10 protein-coding genes are annotated in these 12,881 nt (G+C 62.8%); 2 read left to right on the top strand and 8 right to left on the bottom strand.

Going from position 1 to position 12,881, the window contains the following annotated elements; genetic code table 11:
* Positions 1-4 precede the first annotated feature (4 nt).
* Positions 5-631, top strand: coding sequence for a bifunctional 2-polyprenyl-6-hydroxyphenol methylase/3-demethylubiquinol 3-O-methyltransferase UbiG (locus PSH81_RS01125; protein WP_226456700.1), 627 nt, complete (start codon positions 5-7; stop codon positions 629-631).
* A 99-nt stretch (positions 632-730) separates the two neighbouring features.
* On the opposite strand, the gene PSH81_RS01120 is transcribed toward PSH81_RS01125, so the two are convergent.
* The 4 genes from PSH81_RS01120 to PSH81_RS01105 form a co-directional block, all read right to left on the bottom strand.
* The gene (locus PSH81_RS01120; protein WP_305391862.1) at positions 731-2,905 is read right to left on the bottom strand and encodes a glycoside hydrolase; all 2,175 of its coding nucleotides are present in this window, start codon (positions 2,903-2,905) and stop codon (positions 731-733) included.
* Between the two features lie 215 nt (positions 2,906-3,120).
* Positions 3,121-6,180: an efflux RND transporter permease subunit gene (locus PSH81_RS01115; protein ID WP_192298492.1), complete on the bottom strand. Its 3,060-nt coding sequence runs from the start codon at positions 6,178-6,180 to the stop codon at positions 3,121-3,123.
* Positions 6,177-7,247 carry an efflux RND transporter periplasmic adaptor subunit gene (locus PSH81_RS01110; protein ID WP_305391861.1) on the bottom strand — a complete coding sequence of 357 codons (1,071 nt, stop codon included), beginning with the start codon at positions 7,245-7,247 and terminating at the stop codon, positions 6,177-6,179. Before PSH81_RS01110 ends, PSH81_RS01115 begins: the two co-directional genes overlap by 4 nt.
* Entirely contained in the window at positions 7,244-8,326 is a 1,083-nt protein-coding gene (locus PSH81_RS01105) for an efflux RND transporter periplasmic adaptor subunit (protein WP_192298494.1), read from the bottom strand. The genes PSH81_RS01110 and PSH81_RS01105 overlap by 4 nt, the downstream gene beginning before the upstream one ends.
* Before the next feature lie 121 nt (positions 8,327-8,447).
* On the opposite strand from PSH81_RS01105, the gene PSH81_RS01100 reads away from it, so the two are divergent.
* The gene (locus PSH81_RS01100) at positions 8,448-9,608 is read left to right on the top strand and encodes an AAA family ATPase (RefSeq protein ID WP_305391860.1); all 1,161 of its coding nucleotides are present in this window, start codon (positions 8,448-8,450) and stop codon (positions 9,606-9,608) included.
* A 134-nt stretch (positions 9,609-9,742) separates the two neighbouring features.
* On the opposite strand, the gene PSH81_RS01095 is transcribed toward PSH81_RS01100, so the two are convergent.
* Genes PSH81_RS01095 through PSH81_RS01080 form a run of 4 tightly spaced genes read right to left on the bottom strand, consistent with a single transcriptional unit; the run spans position 9,743 to position 12,672 of the window.
* Positions 9,743-10,597 carry a transporter substrate-binding domain-containing protein gene (locus PSH81_RS01095; RefSeq protein ID WP_305391859.1) on the bottom strand — a complete coding sequence of 285 codons (855 nt, stop codon included), beginning with the start codon at positions 10,595-10,597 and terminating at the stop codon, positions 9,743-9,745.
* A complete protein-coding gene (locus PSH81_RS01090) occupies positions 10,594-11,370 on the bottom strand; it encodes an amino acid ABC transporter ATP-binding protein (protein ID WP_192298497.1) in 777 nt (258 codons plus the stop codon). The genes PSH81_RS01095 and PSH81_RS01090 overlap by 4 nt, the downstream gene beginning before the upstream one ends.
* Positions 11,367-12,026: an amino acid ABC transporter permease gene (locus tag PSH81_RS01085; RefSeq protein WP_305391858.1), complete on the bottom strand. Its 660-nt coding sequence runs from the start codon at positions 12,024-12,026 to the stop codon at positions 11,367-11,369. The genes PSH81_RS01090 and PSH81_RS01085 overlap by 4 nt, the downstream gene beginning before the upstream one ends.
* Positions 12,007-12,672 (bottom strand): amino acid ABC transporter permease, encoded by a 666-nt coding sequence (locus tag PSH81_RS01080; RefSeq protein ID WP_065941074.1) that lies wholly within the window; start codon positions 12,670-12,672, stop codon positions 12,007-12,009. Before PSH81_RS01080 ends, PSH81_RS01085 begins: the two co-directional genes overlap by 20 nt.
* Between the last annotated feature and the right edge of the window lie 209 nt (positions 12,673-12,881).

Genomic DNA, 12,881 nt, shown 5'->3' with positions numbered 1-12,881 from the left:
CGCCATGACGCTCAAGCCCGACGACCTCGACCAGATCACCTCCACCACCCTCGGCCACTACAACAAGGTGGCCGAGGACTTCCGCGAAGGCACCCGCGACCACGATGTGAGCCAGAACATCGATGCGCTGCTGCGGCATATCCAGGGTACGCCGCCGTTTACCGTGCTGGATTTCGGCTGCGGGCCGGGGCGCGACTTGCAGACTTTTACGCGCATGGGGCATATCGCCGTGGGCCTGGATGGCTCCGAGCGGTTCGCGCAGATGGCGCGCCAGGACAGTGGCTGTGAGGTGTTGCAGCAGGACTTTCTCAAGCTGGCGCTGCCGGCCGGACGCTTTGACGGGATTTTCGCCAATGCGGTGCTGTTCCATATTCCCAAGCAGGAACTGCCGCGTGTGCTCAAGCAGCTGCATGGGGCGTTGAAGCCTGGGGGCGTGTTGTTCAGCTCCAACCCGCGCGGGGATAACCAGGAAGGTTGGAATGGGCCACGGTATGGGTCTTATCACGATCTTGAGGCGTGGCAGGCATTGCTGGCTGAGGCCGGGTTTGTGGAATTGGAACATTACTACCGGCCGGCGGGGCTGCCCCGAGAGCAGCAACCCTGGTTGGCCAGTGTGTGGCGCAGGCTTTAGGGGTGTCTGGTCTGGCGCCTTCGCGGGCAAGCCCGCTCCCACATTGGAACTCGGTCAAATGTGGGAGCGGGCTTGCCCGCGAAGCTCTCAAAGACACCGCTAATCGACCTGATACACCACCGGTTTATCACCCACCACTAACGCCGTAACACTGCTCGCGGCATAACCCTCTCTCGGGACCGCCGCAAAATTCGCCACCAACCGCGTGCCATCCGCAAAGGTGGTTTCCTGCACCTGCCGATCGTCCGTCAGCCAGCGGAACCCGGTCATCGCCTGGGTCGCCAAGCGCTGGTGCAGCGGCCGGAAAAACCGGTCCTGGCGCTGGATCAGCGGCAGCCGCTGCTCAACCGTCGACGCACTCAGGTGATACAGCGGCGGCACGTTGTAGAGCAGTTGCGTCAGCTCGTTCGCCGCCTGCACATTGCTCAGTTTCAGGCTGTCGAACAGCCAGTGGTGCGTGGTGATCACCGAGCCATGGAACACCGCCTGATACAGCGGCAAGCGCATGCCCGGCTCGAAATGCACAGTGCGAAACGGTTCCTTGAGCGGCACCGGCTTGAAGAACACCGTCGGTTGCTCCGGCGGGAACCAGTTGCCGACGTAATAGGGCGACTGCTTGTCCTGGGTCATCGCTTGATCACCCCAGCCAATCACCGGCGTTTGCATGCCATGGGCAAACAGGATGCCCTGGGCCGTGATCGCATTGCCGTCTTCGGAACCTGTGGGCAACTTGAGCGTGGTGTTCAGCCAGTGTGAAGCGTCGATGTTGCCAGCGGCATTTTGCGCCTGGGTCATGGGCGCGCCGTTACGATAGCTGTCGAAAACCATGCCGGTGGCGTAGGCATCAAGGAACCAGGCGTTGAAACCGGCCTTGGCCTGCACGGCTTGCGCCCGTGCTTCGAGCAGGGGGCGCACGCAGCGCGGGTCGGTGTAGTGGCCGGATTGCTGGAAGCCGGCCTTGAGCTTGCCGTTCTTCAACACGATCGCGCAGTCGCGGTAGGCCTGGCGGCCCAGGTGGGCGGTGGTCCAGTCCGGGTTTTCGCTGGCGGACAACGCGGTTTCATAGGAGTCGTACGGCGCCATCAGAAACCCGGCGTCGACCCCGGCGCGGATCGCTTCCGGGTGCCAGAGGCCGCCTTCCCAACCGTCGCCCAGGGTCAGCAACAAGCGCGTAAGACCCGCATCGCGCAGTGCTTGAACCGTCTGGCTGCCCCAGCGTTCAGGACGCTCGCTCAACGCCCCGGCAAACGCCACCGCCAGCTCATTGCGCAGCTGGCCATAACGCGAGGCGAGGCGGGTCATATCCGGTTCATCCACCTGCCAACTCTGGCGGGCTTTGGTGTTGATGGCAGCGTTGAGGCCGCGCAACAGCACGGTCTGTTCATAGCGGTTCAACACACGGGTTTGCGCGAGAATCTGCGCGGCTTCCTGGTCCAGCAACCCCTTGAGTTCGTGCCCGCGCAGCCGCTGGATCAGCAGCGGCCAGTCGCGCACATCCTCCGGCGCCAGCAGGTCATTGCCCCACAGGTAGACGTGACTGGCGCCCAGCAGCTTCTCGGCCTCGGGGGTTTGCCGCAGCTTGTCCGCCAGCGGCTCGTAACGGCCCTGCTCCACCCGCCATTGGCGATAACGCTTGGCGCCGGCCAGCGGATCGGCATCGCCCAGGTGCAACACCAAGGTCATCGGCGCGGTGGGGTCCAGCGCGGTGAATTCGTGGGCCACCGACAACGCCAGCGCGTCTTTCCAGCTCAGGCGGTTGTTGTAAGGATTGGTCAATAGCCAGTTCAAGGTGAAGGCACCGTGGTCCATGCCCCACAAGGGCAGGCTGAGGTCCTGGGTGGTGTTGAGGTCGCCCTGTTCCACCAGAAAGGCTCTCCAGACGGCATTGTCGGCGGGCACGTAATGCCCTTCGGCCAACGGCCAGATCAGGCCCTTGCCGAGGGCGCTGGCGGGTTGTTGAAGGATCGTTAATTCACCCGGTTCGCGTGCGGTGATGGCAAGCATCAGGTCGCGTTGCGCAAGGCTGGCCGTGACGCGAAAGGCTCCCCACTGCCAACTGGCTTGCAGGGCGCTCTGCGCGAGATCGCTGACCGCGCGTGTGGCAACGCCGCTAGAGGCCTGTACCGGCGCCTGGCCGTTGGGCGTGGCACGGATGGCGAGGGTCGCGGGGTCGAGTTCGATACGCCATAGCGGGTTTTCGAGGACGGTGCTGGCAAGGGCCAGCGGGGAGATGAGGAATGTACAGAGCAGCAAAAGGTGACGATGCCAGTTCATTTTCTTCGACCGTTTGAGGTGAAGGTCGAGAGGGTAGAACACTGCACAGCCTCAAACGACCGCAGTCAATATTTCAGGAGGTTTCCCACAAGCCAAAAGGCATGCGGAGACCCAAATGTGGGAGCGGGCTTGCCCGCGAAGGCGGTGGATCAGTCAGCACACTTCTAACTGACAGACCGCTTTCGCGGGCAAGCCCGCTCCCACATTTTTTGACCTTATTCGGCCTGTTGCTCCTGTTTCGGCTCGCGGATCTTGTACCAGGCCACATACAGCGCCGGCAGGAACAACAGGGTCAACAACGTGGCAATGATGATCCCGCCAATCATCGCGTACGCCATCGGCCCCCAGAACACTTCGCGGGCGATGGGGATCATGCCCAGGCTCGCCGCCGCCGCCGTCAGCAGGATCGGCCGACGCCGATGTTCGGTGGCCTCCACCACCGCATCCCACGGGGTAAAACCCGCCTGCTCATATTCATCGATCTGCGTCACCAGGATCACCGAGTTGCGGATGATGATGCCGATCAGCGCGAGGATGCCGAGGATCGCCACAAACCCCATCGGCGTGCCCGTGGGGATCAGCGCCAACACCACGCCGATCAGCCCCAGCGGCGCGACGCTCGCCACCAGGAACATCTTCTGCACGCTGTGCAACTGGATCATCAGGAACGTCGCCATCAGGAACAACATCAACGGCACCACGCTGGCAATCGGGCCTTGGGCCTTGCCGCTTTCTTCCACGGTGCCGCCGGTGGCCACCTTGTAACCCACCGGCAAACCGGCGCTGAATTTTTCGATGGTCGGCGCCAGCTGTTTGACCAAGTCGGTGGGCTGCATCTCATCGCGCACCGAGGCCTTGATGGTGATGGTCGGCTTGCGGTCGCGGCGCCACACCAGCGGTTGCTCCAGCTCATAGCGCACGGTGGCGAACGCCAAAAGCGGGATAGAGGTGCCGTTGGGCGTGACGATCTGCAGGTTCTGCAAGGTTTCCGGCGTACCGCGCTCGGCGTCTTCGGCACGGCCGACCACATTGATCAGGTAGATGTCGTCGTGCACCTGGGTCACGGACGCGCCACTGACCACGCTGTTCATCAGTTGCGCGACGTCTTCCGAAGAAAACCCCAACTGCCGCGCCTTGTCCTGGGCGATGTCCACCCGCAGCACTTTGCCTGGCTCGTTCCAGTCGTAAATGATCTCGCCCAGGTGCGTATTTTTGTCCAGTAAGGTCGCCAGCTCGATCGCGTGTTTGCGCACCTGGTCGGTGTCTTTGCCCGACACCCGATACTGAATCGGCCGCCCCACCGGCGGGCCCATTTCCAGCGGCTGCACAAAGCTGCCGATACCGACGAAGTCGTCGCGCAGGCGCTTTTGCAGACGCGCGATCAGGGCGCCGCGCTCTTCCAGGCCTTTGCTCACGATCACCAACTGCGCGTAGTAGGGGTTCTCCAGTTGCTGGTCCAGCGGCAGGTAGAAACGGATCGCGCCCTGGCCGATATAGGTGCTCCAGCGGGCAATGTCCGGGTCGTCCTTGATGATCGCCTCAAGACGGTCCACGGCGCGGCGGGTCTCATTGATCGAGGCGTTTTGCGGCAGGTTGAGGTCAACCAGGATCTCCGGGCGGTCCGACGATGGAAAGAACTGGTTCTGCACAAACTGCATGGAAAACACCGACGCCACGAACAACGCCACGGTGATGCCGATGGCCCACCAACGGTTGCGCATGGCCCACAGCATGCCGCCGTTGAACGCGCGGCCAATCCGCCCCGGCTCGGCATCGTGGGGTTTCACTTTGGCGCTGAGGATATGCACGCCAATCACCGGCGCAAACAGCACCGCCACCACCCAGGACACCAGCATCGCCACGGCAATCACCGCGAACAGGGTGAAGGTGTACTCGCCCGCCGAACTGGCATTGAGGCCAATCGGCACAAAACCGGCGACCGTCACCAAGGTGCCGGTGAGCATCGGAAACGCCGTCGACGTGTAGGCGTAAGTCGCCGCCTGTTCCTTGGTTTCGCCTTTTTCCAGGCGCGTGATCATCATCTCCACGGTGATCATCGCGTCGTCCACCAACAGGCCGAGGGCGATGATCAACGCGCCCAACGACACACGCTGCATGGTGATGCCGCTGTATTCCATGAACACGAACACCAGCGCCAGCACCAATGGAATCGAGCACGCCACCACCAGCCCGGCGCGCAGGCCGAGGCTGATAAAACTCACCACCAGCACGATGATCACGGCTTCGAACAACGCGCTGGTGAAGCCGCCGACAGCCTCCTCCACCACTTCGGCCTGGTCAGACACCTTGTGCACGCCGACGCCCACCGGCAGGTCGGCGGTCAGCTCATCCATGCGCCCGTGCAGGGCCGCGCCGAACGCCTGGATATTGCCGCCCTTCTGCATGGCGATGGCCAGGCCGATTGCCGGTTGGCCGTTGAACCGGAACAGCGGCCGCGCCGGGTCGACGTAGCCACGGCTGATCTCGGCGATGTCCGCCAGCCGGTAAAAACGATCGTTGAGCCGCAGATTGACGTCGGCCAGGTCCTTCTCGGAGGCGAACTGCCCCGAAGTGCGCACAGAAATCCGCTCCGGCCCGGCCTCGATCACTCCGGCCGGAGTCACGGCGTTCTGCGATTGCAGGCTCTGCACCACCTGGCGCTGATCGATGCCCAGCGCGGCGAGTTTGCGCGTGGAGAAGTTCAGGTAAATCACTTCGTCCTGCTGGCCGATCATCTCGACCTTGCCCAGCCCCGGCACCGAACGGATCTCGGCGCGCACCTGCTCGACGTAGTCGCGCAACTGGCGCATCGACAGGCCGTCGCCGGTAAACGCGTAGACCGAGCCGAACACATCACCGAACTCGTCGTTGAACGACGGCCCCTGCAAACCCTGGGGAAAGGTGCCGCGAATGTCGTCGATCTTCTTGCGCACCTGGTACCAGATTTCCGGGATGGCCTTGGCGCTGGTGGTGTCCTTCAAGAAGACGAACACCGTGGACTCGCCCGGCCGCGTGTAGCTTTTCACGTAGTCGAGGGAGTCGAGTTCCTCGAGTTTTTTCTCGATGCGGTCGGTGACCTGCTTGAGGGTTTCTTCCTGGGTCGCGCCCGGCCAGCGGGTCTGGATCACCATGGTTTTGATGGTGAAGGAAGGGTCTTCCTCGCGGCCCAGGTTCATGTAGGAGAACACGCCCATCAGCAGCGCGACGAACATCAGGTACCAGACGAAGGACTGATGCTTGAGCGCCCAGTCGGATAAGTTGAAGCTGCCTTTCATCGCGGGCTGTCCTCGTCGATTTTGACTTTCTGCCCGGGTTTCAGGCTGTTCACGCCGGCGGTGACGATACGTTCACCGGGCTGTACGCCACCGCTGAGCACGGCGCTGCTGGCGTCACGGCTGATGACGCTGACCTCACGCGGCTGTACGGTCTGGTTCTGGGTGTCGAGCAGCCAGATGCGGCTCTTGCCGTCGACCTGCTGCAAGGCGCTCAGGGGCAGTTCGATACGCGGCGCGATGGCGCTGCTCAAGGTCACGCTGATTGCTGTGCCGAGGCGGAACGCGGGCGGCGTCTCGGCCAGGCTCAGGCGCGCGCGACGGGTGCGGGTGGCGCTTTGGGCCTGGGGTTCGATCTCGCGCACGATGGCGGTGGTGTTGACGCTCGGGTCCAGTTGCCCGGCAACCAGGAACACCACGTCATGGGGCAGCCGTTCGGCGAGGCCTGCGGGCAGGTCGATCACCGCTTCCTTGATGTCCGGGCGCGCCAGGGTCACCACTTGCTGGCCGGCGCTGACCACCTGGCCGGCCTCGGCGCTCCACGCGGTGACGATGCCACCGTGGTCGGTGCGCAACTCGGCGTAGTTGAGCTGGTCCTTGGCCTGGTTGACGGCGGCCTGGGCTTGATCGAGGGAGGCCTGGGTGGTTTTCAGGTCGGTCTGGGCGATGTCCAGCTGGGCCTGGGCGCCGACGCCACGGTTGAACAGTTCCTGCTGGCGCCGCGCGTTGGCCTGGGCATTGATGTATTGCGCCTGCACGCGCGCCAGGTCGCCTTGGGCGGCGCGCAGTTGGTTTTGCTGGTCGGTGGGGTCGAGGACGGCGAGCAAGGCGCCCTTCTCCACCTCTGCGCCGACATCCACGGCACGCCGGGCGATAAGGCCGGGCACACGGAACCCCAGGTTGCTTTCATAGCGGGCCTGGATAGTGCCGGCGAAGCGGCCGAGGGTTTCCTGGTCTTCGGCTTTCACTTCCATGGACAGCACCGGGCGCACGGGCTCGGGCGCGGGTTCCTGCTTGGAGCACGCCGCCAGCAACAGGCTGGCGGCGAGTATGGCCGTCAGGTGCTTCATGGCTGGGCTCCTTGCTGGGCGATCTCGACGAGCATGCCGGGGTGCAGCAGTTGCCCACCGGCCACCACGACTTTTTCGCCGCCCTTGAGGCCGTCGCCGATGATGACTTTGCCGGTGAGATACCGCGCCACGCTGACCTTGTGCAACTGCGCCTTGCCGTCGCCGTCGACCAACCAAACAGCCGGTTCGTTGAGGTCTTTGGTCAGGGCTGACCAGGGCAACTCGATGCTGGGCCTGGCCGGGCCACTGGCGGTGGCGCTGACCACCGAGCCGAGTTGCATGCCCTTGGGCAGCGCCTCCAGGGCAATCTTCACCTGAACGGTGCCGGTGTTGGCGGCCACGGCCGGGGTGACTTCGCGGACTTTGCCTTGGGCCTTGATGCTGGGGTTTTCCAACAGGCTGACAGTGATCGGCGCATCCGGCGGCGGCTCCATCAGCAGCGATTCATACACGTTGAACACCGCATCGCGTTCGCCGTCGCGGGCCAGGCTGAAGATCGGCACGGTGGCCTGCACCACTTGGCCGACTTCGGCCTGACGCGCAGTGATCACGCCCGGTGCCTCAGCGATCAACGCGGTGTAGCCCAGTTGTTCGCGGGCGTTGGCCAATTGGGCTTGCGCGGCGGCCAGGGCGCTTTGGCTGCTGCGCAGCGCGGCCTGGGCGGCGTCGTATTCGCTGCGGCTGGTGTAGCCCTTGGGCAGCAGCTTTTCCTGGCGCACAAAGGCGGCGGCCGTCTGCTTGACCCGCGCCTGCTCGGCCACGACCTGGGCCTGGGCGGAATCAACGTTGGTCTGCAAATCCTTGGGATCGAGCTTGGCCAGCACCTGCTTGGCGCTGACGCGGTCACCCACGTCGACCATGCGCTGGATGATCTTGCCGCCGACGCGAAAGGACAAGTCGGTTTGCACACGGGCCTGGATGTCGCCGGTGAGGGTGACCGCTGCGGCGAAATCCGCCGGTTGCACGGTTTGGACAAAGACCCGTGAATGCTGTTTGGGCTCGGCCTTTTCCTCACCGCAACCGCTTAACAGCGTCAGTAGGCCAAGTCCGAAAATACAGGTGCAAATACGACCGCCCATGCAGGCTCCTTTGCGTGATGCGATAAACCAGATGTGTATGCGACTGTGAGCTTAGTTGAGGGTTCCTAAACTGCATGCAGGCTCCCATACTCCAGCGGTTCCCCCCATTGATTGAAGACCCATGCTCAAGACCCTCGCGGTGGCCAATTACCGCTCGATCAATAAATTGGTGGTGCCCCTGGACCGCTTGAATCTGATCACCGGCCCCAATGGCTCCGGCAAGTCCAACTTGTACCGCGCCCTGCGCCTGCTGGCCGAAACCGCCCAGGGCGGGGTAATCAATGCACTGGCCCGTGAGGGCGGGCTGGATTCGACCTTCTGGGCCGGGCCGGAGACTATCACCCGACGCATGCGCAACGGCGAGGCGCCAATAGAGCCCACCGTGCGCCATAAGGTCAAACGCCTGCGCCTGGGATTTGCCGCCGAAGATTTCAGCTACGCGATCTCCCTGGGCCTGCCGGAACTGACCCAGTCCTATTTTTCCATGGACCCTGAAGTAAAAAAGGAATGCATCTGGGCCGGCCACGTCTACCGCCCGGCCAGCCTGCTGGTGCAACGTTCCGGGCCAATGGTGCGTGCCCGCGACGGCCGCGCCTGGGATGTAGTGGCCCAACACACGCCGAATTACCACAGCCTGTTCGATCAGGTCGGCAGCCTGCGCGGCTCGCCGGAAGTGCTGTTGCTGCGCGAAAGCATTCGCGGTTGGCGCTTTTATGATCACTTTCGCAGCGACGTGGACGCGCCGGTGCGCCAACCGCAACTAGGGACGCGCACGCCGGTGCTGCACCATGACGGGCGCGACTTGGCGGCGGCGTTGCAGACCATCCGCGAAATCGGCGACCCCGAGGCGTTGCAGAACGCGGTCAGCGATGCGTTTCCCGGCGCACGCCTGAACATCCAGCCGTTACAGGGCGGGCGTTTTGCAATTGAGTTTTATCAAGAGGGCTTATTGCGGCCGTTGTCGGCGGCGGAGTTGTCCGACGGCACCTTGCGTTATCTGCTGCTGATTGCTGCACTGCTGACGCCACGGCCACCGACCATGATGGTGCTGAACGAGCCGGAAACCAGCTTGCACCCGGATCTGTTGCCGGCGTTGGCGCGCTTGATTATCCAGGCGTCGCGCCAGTGCCAGGTGTGGGTGGTGTCCCATGCCAGCCGGTTGATTGCGGCGTTGCAGCAGGATGAGGGGTGCAACTCGATTGTGCTGGAGAAGGTGTTGGGGGAGACCCAGATTGTGGGGCAGGGGATTCTGGATGCGCCGGCTTGGCATTGGCCGGAGTAAGTTGTGACTGGGAGGGCCTCTTCGCGAGCAAGCCCGCTCCCACATTTGACCGAGTTCTTCCTTTGGAATGCGGGAAAATGTGGGAGCGGGCTTGCTCGCGAAAGCGGTAGTTCAGTCACCACAAAAGCAAAGGATCAACCCTGCCACTTGCCCCCTTCAACAATCACGCTCTCAGGCTTGGTGTCATCGCTCAGCTCTTTACGCACATATTGGTCATACAGCTTGAGCAGGAACTTCTCCTCACCCAACTTCGCCAACTCGGCATTCACCCAGTCACGCAGCTCAACGTTGCCCTTCTTCACCGCCGGCGCAATCGGCGCTTCATCGCCGAGCTTCTCTTCCAGCACGCGGTAACCCGGGTTCTGCTTGGCCCAGCTGAACAGCACCAGGTTGTCTTGCGCATAAGCGTCACCACGACCCGCCGACAACGCTTGCAGCGACTCGGAGTTTTTCTCGAACTTGAGCAGCTTCCAGTCCGGGTGGTTCTTGGTCAGCCAGATGTCGGCGGTGGTGCCGGTGGTCACGATGGTGGTGCGGGTCGCCAGGTCATCCAGGCTTTTCACCGCGCTGTCGTTGGGCACCAGGGCCTGTACCGCGACTTTCAGGTTGGGGTTGGTGAAGTCCACCGCTTCCTTGCGCTCCGGCGTCACGGTCATGTTGGCGAGGATCAGGTCGACCTTGTCGCTTTGCAGGAACGGAATGCGGCTGGCCGGCTCGACCGCGACGAATTCCACCTTGTTTTCATCGCCCAGCAGATCCTTGGCGAATTGGCGGCCGATGTCGGTATCGAAGCCAACGTAGCGCCCGGCTTCGTTGACGAAGCCGAACGGCGGCTTGTCGGTGAACACGCCGACGATCAGCTTGTCGCGCGCCTTGATCTTGTCGATGTAGCTCGCGGCAGCGGCGACGGGTTTGGCCGGCTCTTCGGCCTTTTTATCGCAGCCGGCCAGTACGGCGACGGCCAACAGTGGCAGCAGTAGTTTTTTCATAGCAGCTCCAGTTCCTTGGTTTTCTTGGGCAGTGTTGAGACAAAGGAGAACTTCTCCAGGAACTGCTGCGCGCGTGCGGTTTGCGGGTTCGTAAAGAATTCTTCGGGGGTGTTGTGTTCGAGGATGCGCCCGGCCTCCATAAACACCACGCGGTCGGCGACGGCGCGGGCGAAGGCCATTTCGTGGGTGACGATCAGCAGGGTCATGCCATCGCGGGCCAGGCCCTGGATCACTTCCAGCACTTCCTTGACCATTTCCGGGTCGAGGGCAGCGGTGACTTCGTCAAACAGCATGACTTGCGGGTTCATGCACAACGAACGGACGATGGCGATGCGTTGCTGCTGGCCTCCGGAGAGCTGGCGCGGGAAGGCGTCGCGCTTGTCGGCCAGGCCGACGCGTTCGAGGAGTTTTTCGGCTTGCTCGCGGGCTTCGCGGGGGTCACGTTTTTGCACTTTCAGCGGGCCGAGCAGGATGTTGTCGAGCACGCTCATGTGCGGGAACAGGTGGTAACTCTGGAACACCATGCCGATGTCCTGGCGCACCTGGCGCCAGTCGGTGCTTGTGTCCAACAGCTCGTTGCCGGCAAAACGCAGGCTACCGCTGTGGGCCACTTCCAGCCCGTTCAGGCAGCGCAGCAAGGTGCTTTTGCCGCAGCCGCTGGGGCCGAGGATCACCACGACTTCGCCGCTGCGCACACGCAAGTCGATGCCCTTGAGCACCTGCGTTTCGCCGAAGAATTTGTTGAAACCCTGAAACTCGATCAATGCGCTCATGCTTGGGCCCAGCGCCGTTCCAGCACCTTGGAGGCGGCCGACAACGGGTAGCAGATAAAGAAGAAAAACAGAAACAGCACGCCGTAAATCAACACGGATTCGTAGGTGCGTTCGATGATTTGCTGACCGACCTTGATCACGTCCACCACGCCGATCAGCACCGCCAGGGAACTGGTCTTGATGATGCGCGTGTAGACGTTGATGGTCGGCGGCGTCATGCGCTTGAGCGCCTGGGGCAGCAGCACATAGCCGTACAGCTGCGGGCCGGACAGGCCAATCGACAAGCCCGCCTCTCGCTGGCCACGGGGCAGCGAATGCAACGCGCCGCGCACCACCTCGCCGACTTCACTGGCCCCCCACAGCGACAGCACCAGCACCGCACACCAGAAGCTCGGAATGCTCAGGCCGAAGAAAATCGGCAGGCCGAAAAACAGCAGGTACAGCCACACCAGCACCGGGATCGCGCGAAACAGCTCCAGGTACACCCGCAACACCGCGTTGAGCAGGCGCTTGTTCAAGCTGCGCAACACGCCATACACCACGCCGCCGACGGTGCTGAAGGCGATGCTCAAGAAGGAAATCGACAGGGTTTGCGCAGCGCCCTTGCCCAGTTGCGGCAACGACACCCACAGCAACTCAAGACCCGAACTGGCCATGCTGGAGCCTCCTTTCCAGGCGGCTGAGCAGCAGCGACAGCGGCAAGAACAGCAACACGCAGATCAGCGTCAGCACGGCGAGCATCTCGTAGGTCTTGTAGTAGAGCGCGATGTAGCTCTTGGTGGTGTAGAGAATCTCTGGCACCGCCACGGCGGACACCACAGTGGTCTCCTTGAGCAGGAAGATGAAATTGGCGAACAGCGCCGGCAGGCTGAGAATGCCGGCCTGGGGCAGGATCACGTGGCGCAGCAGTTGCCAGTCGGACAGGCCGATGGACTTGCCCGACTCGATCTGCGCCAGCGGCACCGCTTCCACCCCGGCGCGCAGTACTTCGGTGAGGTAGGCGCCGCCGAGGAACGTCATGGTGATGATCGCCGCCCAGAACCCGGAGATATTCAAGCCCAGGGCCGGCAGCGCGAAGTAGACGAAAAACAGTTGGATCAGCAGCGGCGTGTTGCGCGCCAGCTCCACGTACAGCGCCACCAGGCGCGACAGGTAGGGCGTGCGGAACACCAGCAGCGCAGCGTTGATCAGTGCCACCAGCAGCGAGGTGGCAATGGCGATCAGGCCGACTTGCAGCGTCACCCCGACGGCGTTGAGAAACGCCGGCAGGGTGCTGAGGATAAACGCGAAATCGAAGGTCATCGGAAGTCCAAAACGCCACAGGGGTAATGCGGCGTGCGCGGTTCGAGCCGGCGTGGGTAACGCCGGGTAGCGCAGACTTTAAAGGCATAAAAAAGAAATTTTAAATACCCAAATAGCATATTCATATCACGCAAAAAGCTAACCCTTGCAAACCTACACAAATCCCCTGTGGGAGCTGGCTTGCCTGCTCCCACAGGTTTGATTGCATT

The sequence above is a fragment of the Pseudomonas sp. FP2335 genome (assembly GCF_030687535.1).
In the GTDB taxonomy this organism is placed as follows: Bacteria; Pseudomonadota; Gammaproteobacteria; order Pseudomonadales; family Pseudomonadaceae; genus Aquipseudomonas.
Note: the sequence above shows the minus strand (reverse complement) of the source record. Positions and strands in the feature narration are given on the sequence as shown.